This window comes from Algoriphagus aquimarinus, from assembly GCF_900112005.1.
GTDB classification, from domain to species: domain Bacteria; phylum Bacteroidota; class Bacteroidia; order Cytophagales; family Cyclobacteriaceae; genus Algoriphagus; species Algoriphagus aquimarinus.
The window spans coordinates 12,984-32,770 of record NZ_FOKK01000009.1 but is presented as its reverse complement, the minus strand read 5'-3'; the positions used below and the strand labels follow the sequence as shown (position 1 = coordinate 32,770).

The 19,787-nt window shown below is 39.0% G+C and carries 17 protein-coding genes; 11 read left to right on the top strand and 6 right to left on the bottom strand.

The genetic code is table 11. The features are described from left to right. Positions 1–267: a hypothetical protein gene (locus BM291_RS12770; RefSeq protein WP_092898012.1), complete on the bottom strand. Its 267-nt coding sequence runs from the start codon at positions 265–267 to the stop codon at positions 1–3. Positions 268–559: 292 nt separating this feature from the next. Next, on the bottom strand, positions 560–1,408 hold the full coding sequence (locus BM291_RS12765) for a hypothetical protein (protein WP_092898010.1): 849 nt from the start codon (positions 1,406–1,408) through the stop codon (positions 560–562). A gap of 962 nt (positions 1,409–2,370) precedes the next feature. Between BM291_RS12765 and BM291_RS12755 the strand changes: the two genes are divergently transcribed. From BM291_RS12755 to BM291_RS12745, 3 genes are read left to right on the top strand one after another with little or no spacing between them, the layout of a single operon-like run. Further along, on the top strand, positions 2,371–3,642 hold the full coding sequence (locus tag BM291_RS12755; RefSeq protein ID WP_139229096.1) for a DNA cytosine methyltransferase: 1,272 nt from the start codon (positions 2,371–2,373) through the stop codon (positions 3,640–3,642). After that, positions 3,627–5,879, top strand: coding sequence for an ATP-binding protein (locus BM291_RS12750; RefSeq protein ID WP_092898006.1), 2,253 nt, complete (start codon positions 3,627–3,629; stop codon positions 5,877–5,879). The genes BM291_RS12755 and BM291_RS12750 overlap by 16 nt, the downstream gene beginning before the upstream one ends. Before the next feature lie 6 nt (positions 5,880–5,885). Beyond that, positions 5,886–6,998 (top strand): response regulator, encoded by a 1,113-nt coding sequence (locus tag BM291_RS12745; RefSeq protein WP_092898004.1) that lies wholly within the window; start codon positions 5,886–5,888, stop codon positions 6,996–6,998. 104 nt (positions 6,999–7,102) lie between these two features. Here BM291_RS12745 and BM291_RS12740 read toward each other — a convergent pair whose 3' ends face one another. Beyond that, positions 7,103–7,441, bottom strand: a complete 339-nt coding sequence (locus BM291_RS12740) for a helix-turn-helix domain-containing protein (protein ID WP_092898002.1) — start codon at positions 7,439–7,441, stop codon at positions 7,103–7,105. Beyond that, positions 7,438–7,836, bottom strand: a complete 399-nt coding sequence (locus BM291_RS12735; RefSeq protein ID WP_092898000.1) for a helix-turn-helix domain-containing protein — start codon at positions 7,834–7,836, stop codon at positions 7,438–7,440. Before BM291_RS12735 ends, BM291_RS12740 begins: the two co-directional genes overlap by 4 nt. A 177-nt stretch (positions 7,837–8,013) precedes the next feature. Between BM291_RS12735 and BM291_RS12730 the strand changes: the two genes are divergently transcribed. The 4 genes from BM291_RS12730 (at position 8,014) to BM291_RS12715 (ending at position 14,944) form a co-directional block, all read left to right on the top strand. Then, positions 8,014–8,193, top strand: coding sequence for a hypothetical protein (locus BM291_RS12730; RefSeq protein ID WP_092897998.1), 180 nt, complete (start codon positions 8,014–8,016; stop codon positions 8,191–8,193). A gap of 431 nt (positions 8,194–8,624) precedes the next feature. Then, positions 8,625–10,304 (top strand): TlpA family protein disulfide reductase, encoded by a 1,680-nt coding sequence (locus tag BM291_RS12725; protein WP_139229095.1) that lies wholly within the window; start codon positions 8,625–8,627, stop codon positions 10,302–10,304. Beyond that, the gene (locus tag BM291_RS12720; protein WP_092897994.1) at positions 10,301–13,483 is read left to right on the top strand and encodes a SusC/RagA family TonB-linked outer membrane protein; all 3,183 of its coding nucleotides are present in this window, start codon (positions 10,301–10,303) and stop codon (positions 13,481–13,483) included. The genes BM291_RS12725 and BM291_RS12720 overlap by 4 nt, the downstream gene beginning before the upstream one ends. 96 nt (positions 13,484–13,579) lie before the next feature. Further along, positions 13,580–14,944, top strand: a complete 1,365-nt coding sequence (locus tag BM291_RS12715; RefSeq protein ID WP_092897992.1) for a RagB/SusD family nutrient uptake outer membrane protein — start codon at positions 13,580–13,582, stop codon at positions 14,942–14,944. Positions 14,945–15,071: 127 nt separating this feature from the next. Here the strand turns inward: BM291_RS12715 and BM291_RS12710 are convergent, their stop codons facing one another. Together BM291_RS12710 and BM291_RS12705 are read right to left on the bottom strand one after the other, a co-directional pair. Beyond that, the gene (locus BM291_RS12710) at positions 15,072–15,329 is read right to left on the bottom strand and encodes a hypothetical protein (protein ID WP_092897990.1); all 258 of its coding nucleotides are present in this window, start codon (positions 15,327–15,329) and stop codon (positions 15,072–15,074) included. A 777-nt stretch (positions 15,330–16,106) separates the two neighbouring features. Then, a complete protein-coding gene (locus BM291_RS12705) occupies positions 16,107–16,547 on the bottom strand; it encodes a MauE/DoxX family redox-associated membrane protein (RefSeq protein WP_092898268.1) in 441 nt (146 codons plus the stop codon). A 327-nt stretch (positions 16,548–16,874) separates the two neighbouring features. Here BM291_RS12705 and BM291_RS12700 point away from each other — a divergent pair, with 327 nt between their 5' ends. The 4 genes from BM291_RS12700 to BM291_RS12685 all read left to right on the top strand — a co-directional run bounded on the left by BM291_RS12700 (position 16,875) and on the right by BM291_RS12685 (position 19,749). Beyond that, a complete protein-coding gene (locus BM291_RS12700; protein WP_139229094.1) occupies positions 16,875–17,438 on the top strand; it encodes a cyclic nucleotide-binding domain-containing protein in 564 nt (187 codons plus the stop codon). After that, a complete protein-coding gene (locus tag BM291_RS12695; protein WP_092897986.1) occupies positions 17,438–18,346 on the top strand; it encodes a terpene synthase family protein in 909 nt (302 codons plus the stop codon). Before BM291_RS12700 ends, BM291_RS12695 begins: the two co-directional genes overlap by 1 nt. 18 nt (positions 18,347–18,364) lie before the next feature. Beyond that, positions 18,365–18,565 (top strand): hypothetical protein, encoded by a 201-nt coding sequence (locus BM291_RS12690; protein WP_092897984.1) that lies wholly within the window; start codon positions 18,365–18,367, stop codon positions 18,563–18,565. 539 nt (positions 18,566–19,104) lie between these two features. Further along, complete coding sequence (locus BM291_RS12685; protein ID WP_092897982.1) at positions 19,105–19,749, top strand: DUF6266 family protein; 645 nt, start codon at positions 19,105–19,107, stop codon at positions 19,747–19,749. Positions 19,750–19,787: the final 38 nt, after the last annotated feature.

Genomic DNA, 19,787 nt, shown 5'->3' with positions numbered 1-19,787 from the left:
TTAGATGTTATCCTTTAGCCAAGAATTTTTACAGATAACATTATTCCATGCCGCTGCTCCACCAGATTTTACAACGAAGATTCCATCGTCCTCGTCCATCACAGTTTGCAAATGATTTCTGATTTCCGTTGCACTTCTCTCAGATACCACAGCCCAGCAAGATTCGAGAATTTTAGCATATGTTCCGTATGATCTTATAGCAGCATAAAGGCTGTCATAATCTCTTGATTTTCTCAAATCATAATTGATAATATAGCAATTTGCCATTTTTAATTCATTTTCCTTCTCAACAATGCAGGTGAGTTTTTGTGTCCTGCTATTCGAAATTTTGTATTGAGAAAATATAGGTGATCAAGTCATGAAGTTCAAAATACAGGTATTCAAATACGAAAAACCAAAAATGAACGGTCAACTATTACACCATGTAGTGTTTAGTGCCAAAACTGCATAATTCTTGGCTTTTTTCTGTTAAATGAACTGTCAATTTGACATTATGGCTAACAGATGATTGTAAAAAGTAATTTGAAGAGGAGAATATTTGTTATCAAACTGCTTATAGTTACCTCCTCAATCTCACTCCACTTTTATACAGATCACCAACTATCCCATGCTTTTGCCTCATTGATTGAACATGCCTTATATCTTCCTCTGTACAGTGAGGACCGAGCGTGATTTCCATATTCTCTATTGAGTTCGGATCAATCTTTACAAAAAAATCCTTGATAGGTGATATATATTCGGCTTGGATATATTTCATAAGAGAGTTGACCATAGGTTGGTGGAAATTTTTGGCTGAGAGATTAATTTCTTTATCCATAGGGCTGATGAATAAAACGAACCTAAATTCTTTCTGAAAAGCCCATTGCTCGTGTTTATATAGCCCGAAATCAATAGGTTTCATAATCAGTCCTGCATGGCCAGGTTTTGTCAATTTTTCATTATAATGATCTGAATACTTGATTTTAAGTTCACGTTCAGGAAGGTAGATTACCTCTTTACTGAATGCTTTCTTGGCATTACTGTCTGAAATAGGTAGGCTAAACGGAGGAATGATATAATGGCTTTCGCCGAATATCTCATCAATATCAAATGGAGAGAAATATTCTTCGCTAGGGTCATACCTTACTTCAATTACCCCAGCATCCCATTTTTTACAGTCAACCTTTCTCCAAGGATAATCGGGAAGCCCTATTCTTACACCTCTTGTGCTGGCATACATTTTCCACAAAGGAATGTTTTCATTCGGATCGGTTGTCCAGCAGCTAACGAAAATCAATTGGGCAAGACTCTTTTTGACAAATAGTTCTCCCTCCAGTTCATCATCAACGGCATTGAGATTATTAAATCGGATTTTCTTGGATTCTAAAATCAGTTTTAGAGTATCAATACTCGTATAATGGTAAATCATAGTGTATTTGCTTGAAAAGCGGCTGACAGCATTTAACTATGTCCTTGCCTATCCGCCATTTTTAATATTTAATATCGACAATTTTTGTCATATTAATTTGACTAAAAAAGCTTTGTTTGAAGCCAAAGAAGCTGGTTTTTACTGTGTTTCCCTAATCTAATCTGGTATTCTTCAAGCAACATCTTTTCAGAGAGTCATTTATACGCCCCTTCAATAGAAATATCGTTTTTATCTTTAGGTAACAAAACAAACAATGTTAACACACACTTAATTAAAACTGCTGTAGTTTAGCAGGGTCAGATATTTGAGGGGAGAAAAATGTTCATAACTCGCGCAAAACTTGTCCAAAACTCTTGCATTAAAGAGATTAAGTTTGTGATAAGTAAAAGTTGATTGATCACCAAAAAAAATGGAGAGCATAATGCTAACCATCGCCTTGCTTCAGCTGGTGGCTGAACTTGCGCGAACCTGGAGAGAGATCATGCAGCCTGACCTTATGGTAAGGCCAAACTGCATGTAAATCTTAAAAGGAGTCTCAGGATTACTAGAATCCTAAAGGATGTCGACCCAAACTTCTAGTGTTTGGAACTGTTAAATCCTCCCGTTGCACCGGGAGGATTTTTTTTCGACATTCAAAAATGGAAATAATTTTCTGAGAAGTAAAGGGAAATTTGAAGTATTAAGAAATCCTGATTCACTAAACAATACTTTGATAGAATACTTTTTTTTGGAATATTCTTTCTTCCAGCTCTGGCGAACTCGTAGTAGGACACTCAAAATATACCCTGTATAGGGTATGTTTTCCTTAGTTTTTTTCCTTTTCTTTAGTAAGAATTTGGGAAAGTGGGACGGATTATTTATATGTAGCCCATAAGTACCACATTTTGAATAAAATAAGGCGTAAATCCTTCATTTTTAAAATTTTCTTGCATTAGTGAAATTTTATAGTCAAAACTATTCAATTGAAGAATAAGCTTAATTACATAGATTTATTTGCCGGGGCAGGCGGACTTTCTGAAGGCTTCAAGAGAGCTGGTTTCGAGCCTATTGCCCATGTGGAGATGATGGAAGCAGCATGCTTTACCATGAGGACTAGAAGTACCTACTACCACCTGAAAGAAAATGGCTTTGAGTCAAAATATCATGCATACCTAAGGGATGATATTACCAGAGGTGAATTATACCGTGACATTCCAAAAGAAATTCTGGATGCCGTGATTCATGCGCCCATAGGGAAGGCAACAAATGATGCCATTTTTCAGCAGATTGACCAAAACCTGAATGGTATTAAAGAAGTAGATTTGATTATAGGCGGTCCACCTTGTCAGGCGTATTCTTTAGTAGGCAGAGCAAGATCTGAGAATAACATGAAGAGTGATTCCAGAAATTTCCTCTATGTACAATATGCTGAGTATTTACAGCGGTACCAGCCCAAAATGTTTGTTTTTGAGAATGTAATCGGACTTAAGTCCGCTGGCGAAGGGATCTACCTTAAACACATGGAGAAGCTTTTCAAAAAGAAAGGTTATTCAATTGAACTTTTTACAGTAAATGCCAGAGACTTTGGTGTTCTACAAAATAGGAGAAGGGTTATAATTATAGGATGGAAGATGGATTCTATACCAAATCTACCTGATTTGGGAAATCTTAAAACTGATAATAAAACCCAAGTGGGTAGGTTGTTTGATGATTTACCTGAATTACAAGCAGGAGAGGGAGTGGAGAAGTTTCGTCGATATGAAAAGAAAGCCGATGAATACCTATATAACTGCCATATAAGAAATGGGATAGATATCGTAACACAGCATGTAGCGCGACCGCACACGGATCAAGATCTGGAGATTTACAGAATAGCAGTAGATAAGTGGAAAAACAAACAGGAGCGACTAAATTACAATGATCTACCTTCAAGGCTTCAAACTCACAAAAACAGGAAATCATTTTTTGATCGATTCAAAGTCGTAGCAGATGACTTAGAATACTCACAGACGGTGGTTGCCCATATTGCCAAAGACGGGCATTATTACATTCATCCTGATATCACCCAGAATAGATCTCTCACCGTACGGGAAGCCGCTAGGCTTCAGTCCTTTCCTGATGATTTCTACTTTGAAGGAGCCTCAACAAGGGGTCAACGAACAGCGGCTTTTACGCAGATTGGTAATGCTGTACCACCTTTGATGGCTTATTCCATCGCTAACTTAATTAATGAATTACTATGCCAGAGGACGTGAAAATTAAAGATGGTGTTTACCAAATAAGACCTGCTGGGAGACATATTATCACAATTGGTCGAGATTTAATTAAAGATAAATATGCTGCAATTGTAGAATTGGTGAAGAATGCATACGACGCTGATTCTCCAACTTGTAAGGTTTCCCTATTACCATTTAAAAAAGAGGTTGAAATAAATGGAAAAGCAAAAATAGAAAATGGAATAAAAATTAAAATACAAGATGAAGGGCACGGTATGTCTTTTGAAACCGTCACAGATAAATGGATGGTGCCCTCTACAGATGATAAGTTGAATAGAGGAATAAGCCCAAATGGAAGGATAATGCAAGGTAAGAAGGGTATTGGAAGATATTCTGCATCAATGATTGGTGATGATATGGTTTTGCAGACCATTGATCAAACTGGTGATCTTACAACTTTATATTTGATTTGGGATCATTTTGAGAAAGCAAAATACTTAAGTGATGTTGATGTCCTTATAGAAAATTTTAAAACAGCGAAAGCGAGTGGGACTGAAATAGTTATTTTAGGAGATGAAAGTCATTTAAATGAATGGACAACTAAACAAATTCAAAACTTAAAATTTGAACTGAAAAAATTAATACCCCCAAAAGATGATGATGATTCATTGGCAGAAAAAAAAGATGATTTTGAAATTCAATTAGAAATTGGTGACTTTCCTTTTGGTGAAGGCTATTCCAATTATTCAGAAATTATAGAGCCTTATCCTTTGTTTGATTTTTTTGATTACAGAATTTCTGGAAGTGTTAACGATAAAGGAGTGGCTTCACTCAAATTTGAAAATAAAAGAATTAAGAATTCACCTGTAGAAGATCTAAATGATTTCAAGGTTTTATTAAATATTGATTCGGAGGACTCTATAGGTAGCGGAGCTTATTGTGGCAATGTAAAATTGGATTTTAGAGTATTTGATAGAGATGCTAGCTCAATTGATGGATTAATTGAAAGGGGTCTTAAAGATCCGGCTACAGGACAATATGTGGGTCGAAGAGAGGCTAGAATCATTCTAGATAAGTTTAATGGGATAGGTGTTTATCGAAATGGATTTAGAATCCGGCCATTGGGCGATGCAGGTTTTGATTGGTTAGAATTAGATAATCAAAGAGTTCAAAATCCATCTCTTAAAGTAGGTAGTGATCAGGTAATTGGATTTATTCATATAGTGTCGGAGGATGAATCTGGCTTAATTGAAAAAAGTGCTCGTGATGGATTAAAAGAGAATGCTCAGTATGCAGGATTAATGCAAATAGCAAAAAATGTTCTTAAAGAATTAGAAAATAGAAGATTTGCATACCGTCAAAGTGTAGGTTTAGGTAGGAATAATCGAGATATAAACCAAAGAATTAAAGTATTATATAATTTTAAAGACTTACAAGAGAATATTGATAAAGAACTTGACGCACTTGGGGTAGAGAAGTCTAAGCGAGAGAATATAAATAAATTAATTTCTGATAAAGAAAAGAAAAATAATAAAATTGCTGATGAATTAGAACAAGTAATAGCTTTATATCAGGGTCAGGCAACTGTTGGGAAAATTGTAAATGTTGTACTTCATGAAGGAAGAAAGCCTTTAGGATATTTTAAAAACCAAATTCCATTAATCCAAGAATGGAGCACTGAATTAGGAAGCGAATTTAGTCAGGAATTATTAGATAAAGTTTTGAATAGGCTTTCGGTGATAGGTGAGCAAGGTCAAATATTTATCAAGCTTTTTGGAAAGCTTGATCCGTTATCAGCAAAAAAGAGAACCAATAAGAAGGATTTTAATATTAGTCAGGTTATTGAAAATGTTAAGGATGTCTTCTTATCGGAACTCAATTCGCAAAATATAGAATTGAACATTGACTGCGATATTAACTTAACAGCTTTTGGATGGAAAGAAGACTTTTACATTGTTTTTACAAATCTTGTAGATAATAGCTTGTATTGGTTTCAAAATGTTACAGATAGGCTAAGGAAAATTTCTTTCAAAGTTTACGAAGATGAAAATGATGATCTATTAATTATAGAATATAGAGACAATGGTCCTGGAATTGAAAAGCACTTAATAGAAAGCGAAGTTATTTTCGATCCAGAGTTTAGCAATAAGACTGGTGGTGGTACTGGACTAGGATTAGCAATTTCGGGAGAAGCTATTGATAGAAATGGTGGTGATTTAAAAGCTATCTATTCTGAAGAAGGTGCATTTTTTAAAGTTGAAATAAAATTACAATAAAAGTATATGAATTTATTAATAGTCGAAGATGACAAGCCTACAATTCAATCATACCTTGATAATATTGAGTCATTTAATAAGAACTCAGATGTTCAAATTGAAGCTGAAGTTATAGATAACCTAGCAGATGCAAAAAAATCCTTAATCAGTCCTGATTATGATGCCGCTATTATCGATTTAAAATTATCGTCCAATTCTGTAGATTTAGAAGGACTAGAAATTGTAGATGAAATTAAGGATAAGTTGAGATTTCCAATTTTTATTGTATCTGGAAGTCTAGGGCAAGTTGAAAGAGAAGAAAATGCTTTTTTTAAGAAACGCTCAAGAGATGGAAATTTCAAAGACATCCTAATTGAGATCACAGATATATATAAAACCGGAGTTACAAATATTCTTGGGCGAAAAGGTACAATTGAAAAATATCTTAATTCTATTTTTTGGAACCATATGTCTAATTCCATGGGTTTTTGGATTAAGGACACAACAAGAACACCTCAAGAAAAAGAAAATTCTCTTCTTCGTTATACGCTATTGCATATGCAAGAGCATATAGATGAGGAACTAGAAAAGTATCATCCTAGTGAATTTTATATTTCAAAACCAATTAAAAAGAATTTATATACAGGAGATATTATAGAATTAGATAAAAGTAGATTTTTAATTCTCACCCCTTCTTGTGATATAGTACTTAGACCTGATGGTAATCGGAATGCAGATTTTATTTTGTTTTGTAAAATAAAATCACTTGAAAGTGTAGTGAAAAATTATGAACTACTAAAACACGATACTTCGCAAAAAAATGACAACAGAATGCGAATTAATGGGTTTTTTGAAAATAAAAATCAGAAATATCATTTTATTCCAAAAGCAGAATCAATTGACCCTGGATTAATAGACTTTCAAGAAAAAATGACTATTCCAAGTTCTGAAGTTAATGAGTTGTTAAAAGCTGGAAAAATATCTAGAATAGCTACTATTTCTCAACCATTTTTGAAAGATGTTATTTCAAGATATTCGACTTATTATTCTAGGCAAGGCTCCCCAGATTTTAATATAGATGAAATTTATAAATCTATATTTATAAAAGAAGATGATAGTCAAATAAAATCAATTGGCTAAAAGCTTTTGATTGTGGAATGTTAGCTAAACTCTGTCCTTCCCTTGGGGTACCTGAAGGGAAGGTTGGAAATAAGTCGTCTAAATTGATGTGAATTTTTACACTACTATTTGAACTTTTTCAACTCTTTCTTCAACTCGTTGTTTTCAATCATCAACTTCTCAACCAGATCTTTAAACCCATAATTGTTATTGTAGGTCGTAATTGGGCCGCTATGAGAATTGGGGCCATGATTGTAATTGGTTACTGATAATCCTTTGAGAAAGAATAAGGCTGGGTCAACTTTATAGAATTCTGCAAGTATAGCCGCCTGCGCAGTAGTTATCAATTGTTCGCCTTTTTCCATTCTTATATATTCTTCTACAGGAATATCCAATTCAGCGGCAAGATGTTCAGGTGCAAAATTGTGGCTAATTCTAAAAGATCCGATTACAGTATAACTCATTTTTCCTTTGTTAGTTCTTGAATGATTGTTGTTAGCTTTTCTATTTGACTCTCCAAATTATTAATAGTATGATTTTTTTCTTCCAGCATTTTCTCGTACATAGATTTTAAAAAATCTGTCGCTCCGATATTATTGTTGTACGTCTCAAAATTGCCACCATGACTATTGGGGCCTGTGTTATAGTTAATAACTGGAAGCTCCTCAGATAGGAAATACTCTGGTTTGACATTATAAAGTTCAGCTAGTTGCTGAATTCTGTGTACGGTTAATTTTGATTTCCCTAATTCTATACTCGAATAAGTTTTTTGACTGATGTTAAGGACATTTGCCACATATTCTTGAGAGTAGTCTTTTGATTCTCTAAGAATCCTCATTATTTTTTGTGGTCGTTCCATATTACTCGTTTTTTGGGTGAATTAGTTCAGAATTCTCTTGCTTACCATTTTTTAACCCCTTTCAGGAGAATTGATTTTTCAATATTTGTTCATAGTTGAATCTTAGTTCAAGATAGCAAAGATTCTGCTTACTGAGAGCATAAAGCAATATTTTCATCGAGAAAAGTTAGACATAAAATGTCCAGAATCTATCACATACTTCAATATAGGTCTATTTCCATTCTTGGGGAATTTGCTGTTGTGATTGGTTTTGAGGATGATAATCCATGCTCTCTACTCATCTACCTATCACCAGTGGAACTTGGCATCGCCGCGGTAGATCGCCTGTATCCTCTGAAGCCTAAGAATCCGATTTAAGGATTTGTTTTTTCGCCGATTAAAGGGTGGTGCACAGCCCTGAGCAGATCGGTTACCACACACTCAAGTCAGCTAGTTCACAGTAGCTGGTAGCGCTGACACCATTTCTTAGTATTTATTTATTGCTGGACTATCGGAAATCGATGGGGTAGGAGACTTGTGTCTTGTTTGGAACGTCATTGCGAGGAAAGTCACTCGACGATAGGAGATTGACTTGACACGGCAATCTCTATGTGTGAAGTATTATAACACGGTAAGATTGCTTCGTCCTTCGTCCTCGCAATGACGGTAACCACACCGGGCATCGGTCATCCGACACCTGTCAGGCGGTCTCCCGTCTTCGGTCTTCGGTCTTCGGTCTTCGGTCTCTTTTCACCCGAAATCGGGCATCAGACCTCCATCTCCCGTCTTCCAGCTTAAAATTCAAAAGCATGAAAAAAACACTACTCATTTGCTTAATGGGACTGCTATGTCTTCCCATAAGCACCTTAAAAGCACAAAGTAAAGTTGCGGAGTCACCCCCAGGTACAGATTTGGTTTATCAGCCTGGCATCCCAGGGCAGGAGGGCGGAAGCTCTTCTGCTCGTAGGGGGGAGGCTGCTCCCGTGGTAATCTATGGAGAGTTTATGGGTGAGATCCCGGAAGAGGAAATCTTCCTGTACACCTGGTCCAGGTATTCGGGTAATGGGTTGATTTACAAGGATGCAATAATCCAGCAGATTGATCTGGATATGCCCAGCCTACAGCGAGGCGCAGTGCCAGGGTTAGTCAGGACATTTAATAGTAGTACCCCTTCGCATCTAGCACCATTTTACATTTGTATCAGAACGGAAGACAAGGTTCTTCTTTCCACTGCATTAGTATTACCGGGAGACTCCTTAATGATTCGATGGGAGAGTAGCGAGCAGCTGATTTATTTCTCCGGTCCGCAGGGCAGACAGATGGATCTGCAGCATGCTTTATATCGCCTTTCCCAGAATACATTTACCCCAAATCAGACTATTGTGGTTAATGATCGGGATGAATATCTGTCTTCAGGCAAAAATCTACAGAAAATAGAGGAGGCCAGGGGATTGTTTGGAAGACAGCTTGATGTGGTGCAGCGAGGCAGTGGAGAACTGGAGTTGCTGGAGTCCAAAGTGATGGATACACTTTATCGGTCACAAATAGAAAGACTGTTGGCATCTTATACGGGTGATATCTCCACAGAACGGATACAACTATTGAGGACAGAATTCCTGGGAAGATATGATGCGCGTTTATCCAAATCCCTCTACAGGCTCGTCAAAGGCCAAAAGGAACTACTGATAGAAACTGCTTCAGCTGCCCGTCTTAAGCATATGCTAGGTAGATTGAAGCAGCGGATGGAGAATATCTATCTCCCATTAAGCTATCAGTTGGGAGGATATCTTGAAAACTGGTTTTATCTATCCGAAGCATCGGCATCCATTATGGATCAGGATTTTTTTGAATGGATAATTTCTCTTGATGATGGAGATGGGAAGGATGTACTGTATGAATATTACCTGCTTACTCATGGGAAGCAACTCCAGGATTTAGATGGAAGAGTAGCTACTGCCTTGGAGGAAATCAACGATCCCATTATTTGGAGGAATGTAGAAATGATCCGGAAAAACAGGTCATCAGGTGTGTTGATTTCTTCAGATCCGCTGATTTCAATTACTGGAGAGAATGTTGGGCTGGATGACTTTAAAGAGGAACTGGTCTTGGTCGAATTTTGGATTCCTGGATGCGGTGCCTGCCATTACTATTACCAGAATATAATGAAGGAATTACATCTTCATTTTGACGGGGACCCCCGCATTAGGCTTGTTTCGGTGGGGGTTGACAAGGAGGAAGGCAGGTGGAAGGAAAATGAAGGTGAGTATTACCATGGTGGCGGGGATAACTTTTTCCTGAAAACATATGACCATGCTGTGCTAAAGCAGCTTGGCATACAGAGCTTTCCTTCTTTCGCATTATTGGACCAAGATTCAAGGATTCTTAAGGCTTCAGGTTTTCCCACCAGCGATCTACAGGCGTGGGTTGATCTATTGAATACTACGCTGAATAAAGAATTCAAACCTCAATCTAAAATTTCTGATCTATGAGCAAGATTATATTTATACTAATGCTGTGCGGGTATATGCAGCTTACTGCAAACAACGTATTTGCACAGGAAGTCAGTGACATCTCAGGTGAGGTGCGTTCTGCTTCAGACCGAGAGCCACTTCCCGGTGCGACTATAGTGATCAAAGGATCATCCTCTGCAACCATCACCGATGCATCTGGTAGGTTTTCCTTTAGGACAGCTGCTGAGCGAGTCGTCCTCCAGGTTTCTTATCTGGGTTTTGTAGGGCTGGATACCACCCTAGCTCTTCCCTTGGATAGGGAATTGTATTTATTCCTTCAGGCAGACGAACTGGTACTTAGTGAAGTTGAGGTGGTCTCCACTGGTTATCAGGAGATTCCAAGGGAGAGGGCTTCGGGTTCCTTTGCGCAGGTCGGGCAGGAGTTGGTGAATCGAAAAGTAAGCACCAATGTGATGGACAGGCTTCAGGACATTACTCCCGGAGTGATTTTCAACAGATCAAATGCTTCAAATGATCCCATCAGTATTCGTGGGAGAAGTACCATTTTTGCCAACACCATGCCTTTGGTGGTGATTGACAATTTCCCTTACGATGGGCCACTTGAAAACATTAATCCCAATGATGTTGAATCCTTTACGATTCTCAGAGATGCCGCAGCAGCTTCCATTTGGGGTGCTCGGGCAGGAAATGGTGTGATTGTCATTACTACCAAACAAGGGAAAAGGAACACTGGTCCCAGAGTAAGCCTCAATTCTAATGTCACAGTCTCAGAGGAGCCGGATCTCCTGTATACCCCTCAAATGAGTAGTGAGGATTTAATTGGACTAGAGCGGATGCTATTTGTAAAAGGTTTTTATAAAAGCAGTGAAAAATCCATCAACAAGACAGCACTTTCTCCGGTTGTGGAAACCTTGATAGCAGAGCGGGATGGGGTGATTTCTTCGCAAGAGGCCGATAGGCGCATTGCAGATTATACAAACCATGACGTAAGAAATGAATTGCAAAAGCACTATTACCGACCAAGACTGAGCCAGCAGTATTCGCTGGGAATATCCGGGGGAGGTGAAAGAAACACTTATACAGTTTCTGCAGGATATGACGGGATTGATGAAAGTATAGTTGGCAATTCACGGAACAGACTTACCCTCAATGCCAAAAATACCTGGCATTTTCTAAAGGAAAAGTTGGAGGCAAACGTAGGCCTCTATTATTCCCGGTCTGATATTTCTACGGCAACAGATATTCCTCCTACTTACGCATATGATTATTTGGAAGGTCCTGATGGTAGTTCCCTTCCAGTTACTAGGGGATACAGTAGAAGATTTATTGAGGGAGTGGAACAGGGATTATTGGACTGGAATTTCTATCCGCTAGAGGAAATCGGTAAGCTGGATAATAAGTCCCTTACCGCTGATATGCGGGTGAATGTTGGTTTGAGTTACAAGATTTTTGACGGCTTTCGGGCTAGTCTGTCGCATCAATATTGGAATAATTCATTTTCCCAGAGGAATCACCGTGTTGAATCAAGTTATTTTGTCAGGGATCTGATAAACCAATATACCAGTCGTGCCGGAGACGGTTCTTTATACAGAAATATTCCTGAAGGAGGAATTCTTGATATCAATAGCCTCAATGGTATGAGTCATAATTTTCGTGCCCAATTAAGCTATGATAAAACTCTGGGAGCTGGAAGATTGACAGCTCTTGGCGGGTATGAGGCAAAAAGCCTTGAAAATATTGGGGACTGGACAAGGTACTATGGCTATGACGATGAGAATGGCGTAAGCAGACTGGTGGATAATATGTCTCGCTTTAGGAGATACTACAATAATTCTCTTGCAAGCATTCCCAGCTATGCGGGACACTCAGGCACAAAGGATAATTATCTGTCCTGGTTTTTTAACACATCCTATGTCTTCCATAAAAAGTATGTCTTCAACGGAAGTCTAAGAAGAGATGCATCTAATCTGTTCGGGGTTCGTTCAAACCAAAAGGCTGTACCGCTATGGTCTGTAGGAGCTTCTTGGGTTATTTCAGAAGAAGGATTTTGGAAATCTTCCGGACTGCCTTTTCTTCGGTTAAGGACTACCTATGGGTATAATGGAAATGTTGACCGTAACACCAGTGCTTTTACCACAGCAAGGTATGTGTCTGCAGATGCTTTTTCCTTGATTCCAAATCTTCCTTATGCGTTTATAGTCAATCCTCCCAATCCGAATCTAAGATGGGAGCGAATTGGGATTTTGAACATTGCTCTTGATTTTGAAACCTTGGATGGACGCATTAGATCCACTGTGGAATATTATGTCAAAGAAGGAAAGGATCTTATCGGAGACTCTCCTGTAGCACCATCCACTGGCAAAACATTGTTTAGGGAAAATTTTGCAGATACTCGGACTAAAGGATGGGATATAGAGATCAGTTCTGCTAATCTACAGGGCAGACTGGAATGGGATACTAGATTCATATTCAGTGCCGTCAATGAAAAAGTGATATACTACCCAGATGATATAAGGGCATCCACTTACTTACAGGGTAGTACCAGGCTACTTCCACAGGAGGGCAAGCCTTTATATCAACTGCTGAGTCTGCCATTTGCCGGTTTGGATCCGGAAAACGGGAATCCTTTGATCTATAAGGATGGTCTTCCAAGTGATGATTATTCCACCATTTTGTCGTCGCTGACGGTGGATGAATTAATCTACCATGGGCCATCCCGACCAAGATTCTATGGGTCATTGATGAATACTGTCAGATGGAGGAATTTTTCTTTCTCAGCAAATATGTCCTATCGTTTGGGTTACTTCTATAGAAGAGAAACGGTGAACTATTCCAATATACTTATCGGAAGAATCAGCCATTCAGATTATGTGCTACGGTGGCAGCAAAGCGGAGATGAGCTAGTTACGGACGTTCCTTCAATGCCTACCGTCAATAATTTTAACCGCAACACCGTGATGGCATATGGATCAAATCTTGTTGAGAGGGGAGATCACATTCGGTTGCAGGATATTAGGCTTTCGTACTCACTGAAAAGATCTGAGTTACCATGTTTGCCTTTTCAGTCAGCCGAATTCTATACTTATGCGGATAATCTGGGAATCCTGTGGAAATTCTCAAATGATCCATTGGATCCTGATTTCCGGACGCAGAAACCCCTTGGGAGTGTTGCTGTGGGACTCAAAGTAAATTTTTGAGATAATATCTGATAAATAAGTCAGTCTTAACTAGGGATTATAAGCTCAACGCACCCTTAGTAGGGAAAAGTAGGTAATTACTTAACTAATTTAATAATGAAAAGAAAAGCTATTTATATAATTTCGGCACTACTACTCAGTGCCTGTGAAGGATTTCTTGATGAAAAGCCTTCAAAGGATATTGTGGTACCAAGTACACTTCAGGACCTTAAGGCAATGTTGGATAATACATCAACAATGAATATGACTTCAGGTATAAGTGTGATCGGTACTGATGATATAGAAATCCCGGCGGATGGATTGGCCAGTCTTGTAAGTTCAACCATAGAAGGGAATTCTTATTTATGGAAAAAGGATGTTTTGGAAGGTTCCAAATTCTTAGACTGGAATGAGAATTATTTCGCTATACTCACATCAAATATTGTGTTGGATCAATTGCAAGGGATTCAATTGACAGAATTAAACAAAGGTGAATGGGAAGTGACTTATGGGAGCGCCCTGTTTTACAGAGCCTACAGGTATTATGATTTGATGAGGCTCTTTTCTCCACAAATTGACTTCGATAATAAAGCAGAGAAGTTGGGTGTTCCCCTGAGATTAACTTCTGATATTACTAGTATGCAGGATAGGGCTTCCCTTCAGGAATGCTATGAACAGATTAAGAAAGACCTACTGGAGTCAATTACTTACTTACCTGATACACCTCAAACTTACCTCACAAGACCAAGCAAGTGGGCAGCCTATGGGTTACTTTCAAGAATGTCCTTACAGCTAGGAGAATATGAGCTTGCGTTGGATTATACTCAACGGTGTTTGGCAATCGGAGATGAGTTAATGGATTATTCTGTTCTTGATTCTGAAGCAGTATTTCCTATACCTCAATTTAATAAGGAAGTAATCTTTCATTCAGTCATGATCTTTTATTCCTATCTCTCCAGGCCAATGACATATATTCATCCAGACCTTATTGCATTATATGGGGATGGTGATTTGAGGTTTGATGTGTTTTTTAGACCTCGGATGGAAGAAGGGAAATTTAATTTTAAAGGAAATTATACAGGTACTGCTGACGGATTTAGCGGAATTGCTGTTGATGAAATACACCTGATTCGTGCAGAGTCTTTAATCAGGACTGGAAAAGTAATACAGGGAATGGAAGTATTGAACCGCTTTTTAGAGACTCGTTGGGACAAAGAAAGTTATCAACCGTTGCTGATTAATGATTACAATTCCGCATTAAAAAAAGTAATTGAAGAAAGGCAGAAAACACTTGTCTATAGAGGAACTCGATGGGATGATCTGAAAAGGCTAAACAAAGAACCCGAATTGCAGCAAACTATTACGAGAAATATGGATGGAGAAATTTACACCTTGCTTCCCAATAGTCCACGATATGCATATCCTATACCACAGCAAGAACTTGACCTTAACCCAATACCGCAAAATATTCGGGGGAACTAAATTGTAAAAGTTGGTCTAAAAAGGAAATCAATAACCAGTTATTAGGTAAATATTATTTAACTTATTTTCTCATCCGAATAAAAAAAGGGGCTGACCACAAGGTCAGCCCCTTTAACTTTACTTCACATTAGGGTAATTGTATTCTACGATCTACATGTGAGGGACTCAATGGCTGAAGATTTTCATCAGCAACACATATTTTGTTCACATCAGGCTGGCAACTATAATTGCCAGATTCATATACCTCTGTGATATCCATCCAGTTTTCACCATCATAAGTGAAATAGGAAGCAGATTGAAGTTGAGGTGTGGTAAACGCAAAAGCGGCTACCATTGCGAGTGAAAATACACCTCCGCGTAGGAGGTTTAAAACTGAAAGTTTCATAATTTGTATTGGTTAAATTAATAATTAATCTCCGGTCGCTTTTGATAAACTGCCTGACCACGAATCGGGCAGCTTCTCATTCCGAGAGGGGCGATCGGATTTTTTGTCCCCCAGCTGTTGTCCGGCAGCCACCTGGTGGCTTCACGGACCGTGTTGTTTTTTTCTATCTAGCCTCATTGCGCTGTCGCATTCATTAGGCTGCATTTGCCTTGGCGTTTTAGTCATAACCTTTGAGGTTTGCCAAACCTCGAAGGTTTTATGGTTTTGTAATGGTTTTTCGTTTCTCCACCGTGGTCTGTGCCCCACAGACCATTTGCACCTATGGATTCGTTTTCATCCTCCTGCATTGACTCCTTTTTCCTTTGATCATGGGCAGGAGGCAATGGACTTAAGGTCTTTTTTCACGCCGGGTTGAAACCCGGTGCTACCCATAGTTCATACCTACGGCATGTTTCTTTTCTACATTCGCTGTTCGGGATTTATAATCCCAAACCTTTGTCGTAGGATTTCTAATCCGAAAATTCACAAACGCTGTAGACCTCCTCGGGACAAGCCTTCATCTTATCACTATGCCTCATGTCCGAGGGAAATGGAATTTGTATTTTTTTTTACCATGGGTTAAAACCCATGGCTACAAAGCTGTCGCACCTACAGCGCTTTTACTTACTCCAACTTCCTTCTTCTAAACTTCCCATTCATTTTAAATTCTCAATTCCCTCATTTTAAATTCATCAACTACCAAAAACGATTCTCTCCTTCAGGGGTCGGGCTCACATCTCAATCAAATCCAATAACTTTCCGATGACTCCAAAGTCCAATAATCGCTATCCCCAAAAACACCAGATTAACTACCAAATGCTCTCCCCATCCCAGGCTACTGAGTATCCCACCGCAGGAGCAAGGAACCCGATCTGTAAATCCCAGCCAGACAATTGTAACATAACCTGTAAAGAGACTCAGAAGAATTACACTCATCAGCAATCCGGCCTTTCGCCAGACTGAAACCAGTAGCATTACAGCAACGCCGAGTTCTACAAGTGGAAGAATGTAGAGGATGGCATCAGCCATCCACACAGGGAATACCTGATTGTACATTGCCATCCGTGTTCCCTGCCAATCATACACCTTGCTCACTGCCGTATAAGTGAAGAGTGCGGCTAGAAGCCAGGCGACAGCTTCGGCTAGTATAGCAGTAAGTGGTTTGCGAGATGATTCCATTTTTATCTGATTTAATGCCAGGTCCAGTAGATTACTTTCGGCCTTTTTTTGATGTTCATTTATCCAAAACTCGTTGACATAAATCAAAAAGTGTTAGGAGAATTTTCCTATACCTAAAAATAATTGCTTTGAAAGCGGAAATATTTCCGATTAATGAGTAGGTTTTTTGTTTATACTAAAAATTACCTATTGTAATTATGGATTAGTTAATAGTAACTTAACCTTACTAAAGCAATAGTATTGCAGACTTTTCGATGGTTTTCAAGAGGAAAAACATCTTATCATCAGTGATTTTTACAGGGAGGGGATATGGACTATTTAGCAAAAATGAAAGAAGATTGCGATCCGCTGGTGCCGGATCTTATACTTGACTACACTAAGGTGGACCTCTTCCTTAATCTGCGTAAAGGAAAAAAAGGCGAGGTACTAAAGGACACTTCATCTGTAGAAACCTGTAGCCGGTATATCTGTGAGGGATTTATAGGGCTATTCTACGATTCAGAAAAAGGACCAGTGCTGTCTGAGATTTTTCAGGCTACGGATGTGGCTTTCGATTTCCATTCCTACCTAACAGGTGAAAGAACTCAAGACTACATCAAGTGCCTGTCAGATGTGGTGTATTATGAACTCAGCAAAAAGTCTGAAATGACTCTGATTCAAAATCATCCTGATTTCGCCAAACTGGGTTTCCAGATTAACCACAGAATGCTCAAAAGGCTGTATCAGCGTAGCAGGATCAAAGCAATGGGAATTACTAAGGGCTATAAGCAGTTTGTGGAATATTTACCAGGGATAGAACTTCACTTGTCCCAGTCCAAAATAGCCTCCTATTTTTTCTGTTCCGAGCGCAGCGTAAGAGAGGTACAACATGCATTAAAACCCGGGAAGTGATGAAAACCTATGCTTTACCAGTCTCTTTAAATATTCATACTCCCGGTATAAATGCGCTAGTGATGGACTGGGCTGTAAAAACTACGTTGCTTACTGATGAAGCGGAGATCTCTCTTGTTGAAAAGCAGCGAATCAATTGGTTTGCAGGGTATCTATTTCCTGAGATGGATGAAATAACCTTGGAATCGGTTATGAAATTTTTCTTTTGTCTTTTCCGTATGGATGATTTGTTGGACCATACGTCTTTTCCGGTTTCCAAAGAGTTTTTGGATACGTTGTTAGATCAGGGAAGGCGTCACACAGTCTCTCAAAACTCACCTTACTATACGCTTGTAAATGAACTGGAGAAGGTGCTATACGGGATGATAGGCTTGGGAGATGGGATATGGCAAAATACCTTTTTAAGCTTTTGGCGGGAATATGTAGACGCTCAATCCTGGGAATTGCATAATCGGGAGAATAAACTAATTCCAGACCTGAAGGAATATCAAATCAGTCGGCTTGACAGTTCCGGAGTGTATTTGGCACTACATCTTTTAAAAAGAGAGTGGAAATATATTCCCTGTTCTATTGCCATTGCAGAGCAGAAAATCGCCAGAATAATCTGTCTGTCAAATGACATAAAATCTATGGAAAAAGAGAAAAATGCAAAGGATTTTCACAATGAACTCCTGCTGCTCAAGTATCATACAGGATGTAGTGAGTTGAAAATCAAGGAGTATTTACGTACTCAGCTGAATACGTTGATTGGACAACTGGAATTTCTTTTGTTTTCGAAGAAGCAGGACGAAATGTATTCAATGGCATGGAGTCGGCAATTGATGTTGCTGCTTGGCGGTTGTTTGTACTGGTCTGAGGAAGGTACTCCTCGGTATGCTACGGTAATCAACGGTGTTGTTAAAGAATAAAGTTAGAACCCTATAGTCATGACCCAAATCAAAAAGCGCTGTGTCATATACCCCAAAGATGTGCAGAACATTACGGGGAGAAGTGAACGCTACGGACATTCCTTGCTTGGTAAAATCAAGGTTGTCAATGGGAAAGAGCCGTACCAATTTGTAACACTTCATGAGTTTGCCGAATTCTCAGGGATACCCATTCAGCAGGTCGAGAGTTACATCTATTGATTATTAACAAATTATCCGAAATGATGACAGTAGCCAAAATTTCGTTGCTTACCTAGCGGGAAGACAGAAGACGGTAGACTGAAGTGGCCTTGAATCTAGAACTGCACCGTTTTTTTAAAAAGGGTTTATATCCCTTACTTGTTAGTAAAGCAGGTAAACATATTTATTAAAGCGATTAGTTGTTTCCGTGCTATCAGCTGACCAAGGAAGTCTCAATGCTAGCGTAAAGCATTTCCTAAAGTGCTTTTATTTCTTACTGGAAGATGAGGCTTGTGCTTTTAATGCAGCTAACTTCTTATTTCACTTCTTCCACAATACATAATTCATGCTTTGCATACAAAAATCTACAGCTCCCAAACTTTGCTTTCCTTCGACTCTGCTTCGACTTTCCTTCGGTATTTCTTCGACTTTGAATCAGCGGGGAGTAAAAGAAAAGGCGAGTTAAAATCAAAGAAATGAAAGGCATATAAGGGGTCGCAAGACTTAAGAAATCTATTTATCCACTTCAACCCACATCAGGGTTTAAATTAGTTAGTAGTATGGCAATCATCGAAAAAAGTATATTCGGAAAAATCTCAGGAAAACTAGGGAATATGCTGGTGTATGAACGTAAGGGAAAGACAGTGATCAAAAGCTTCCCTGCGAAGAGTAGTAGGCCCCCCAGTGCTAAACAGCTATACCATAGAGCAGCCTTCAAAGTAGGGCAAAAGTTTCTGACTCCTTTGCGGGCGGAGCTAGAATTCGGATTTGCCAAGAGCAATCCGGTTCAAAGTCAGGGCATCAGTCGTGCTCTGTCTGTGGTGTTGAAAACAGCCATACTCAATGAGGAAGGCAGGCCTGTTTTGTATCCGGAGAAAGTGAAAATTTCCGAAGGGGATTTATTGGGATTGGAAAGTCCCACTGCAGAATGGGTAGACGGAAATCTTCTTCAGGTCAGCTGGTTTCCAAATGCATTTTTAGGACACGCCAAGGAAGCTGATCGACTAGTTTTAGTGGCCTATGATCCCGAAACTGGCAGAAAGTTGTCTGTGCTTAAAGGGAATTACAGAAAGTCAGGCCTGCAGCAGATTCATTTTCCTTGGTCGGGTGATCTCCAGGGTAGGTTCTATATTTATCTCTCTTTTTTCGCGGAGGTCAGCGGAAGGATGGAATTTTCTAATTCGCTTTGTTTGGGGAGGGTTTGAGTACAGGTAGGGGCGAATGATTAATCGCCCTATTGCAG

Excerpts from the sequence above, each read along its gene's own strand:
- BM291_RS12770 (WP_092898012.1), bottom strand. The coding sequence starts at position 267 with ATGGCAAATTGCTATATTATCAATTATGATTTGAGAAAATCAAGAGAT.
- BM291_RS12765 (WP_092898010.1), bottom strand. The coding sequence starts at position 1,408 with ATGATTTACCATTATACGAGTATTGATACTCTAAAACTGATTTTAGAA.
- BM291_RS12750 (WP_092898006.1), top strand. The coding sequence starts at position 3,627 with ATGCCAGAGGACGTGAAAATTAAAGATGGTGTTTACCAAATAAGACCT.
- BM291_RS12745 (WP_092898004.1), top strand. The coding sequence starts at position 5,886 with ATGAATTTATTAATAGTCGAAGATGACAAGCCTACAATTCAATCATAC.
- BM291_RS12740 (WP_092898002.1), bottom strand. The coding sequence starts at position 7,441 with ATGAGTTATACTGTAATCGGATCTTTTAGAATTAGCCACAATTTTGCA.
- BM291_RS12735 (WP_092898000.1), bottom strand. The coding sequence starts at position 7,836 with ATGGAACGACCACAAAAAATAATGAGGATTCTTAGAGAATCAAAAGAC.
- BM291_RS12730 (WP_092897998.1), top strand. The coding sequence starts at position 8,014 with ATGTCCAGAATCTATCACATACTTCAATATAGGTCTATTTCCATTCTT.
- BM291_RS12725 (WP_139229095.1), top strand. The coding sequence starts at position 8,625 with ATGAAAAAAACACTACTCATTTGCTTAATGGGACTGCTATGTCTTCCC.
- BM291_RS12720 (WP_092897994.1), top strand. The coding sequence starts at position 10,301 with ATGAGCAAGATTATATTTATACTAATGCTGTGCGGGTATATGCAGCTT.
- BM291_RS12715 (WP_092897992.1), top strand. The coding sequence starts at position 13,580 with ATGAAAAGAAAAGCTATTTATATAATTTCGGCACTACTACTCAGTGCC.
- BM291_RS12710 (WP_092897990.1), bottom strand. The coding sequence starts at position 15,329 with ATGAAACTTTCAGTTTTAAACCTCCTACGCGGAGGTGTATTTTCACTC.
- BM291_RS12705 (WP_092898268.1), bottom strand. The coding sequence starts at position 16,547 with ATGGAATCATCTCGCAAACCACTTACTGCTATACTAGCCGAAGCTGTC.
- BM291_RS12700 (WP_139229094.1), top strand. The coding sequence starts at position 16,875 with ATGAAAGAAGATTGCGATCCGCTGGTGCCGGATCTTATACTTGACTAC.
- BM291_RS12695 (WP_092897986.1), top strand. The coding sequence starts at position 17,438 with ATGAAAACCTATGCTTTACCAGTCTCTTTAAATATTCATACTCCCGGT.
- BM291_RS12690 (WP_092897984.1), top strand. The coding sequence starts at position 18,365 with ATGACCCAAATCAAAAAGCGCTGTGTCATATACCCCAAAGATGTGCAG.
- BM291_RS12685 (WP_092897982.1), top strand. The coding sequence starts at position 19,105 with ATGGCAATCATCGAAAAAAGTATATTCGGAAAAATCTCAGGAAAACTA.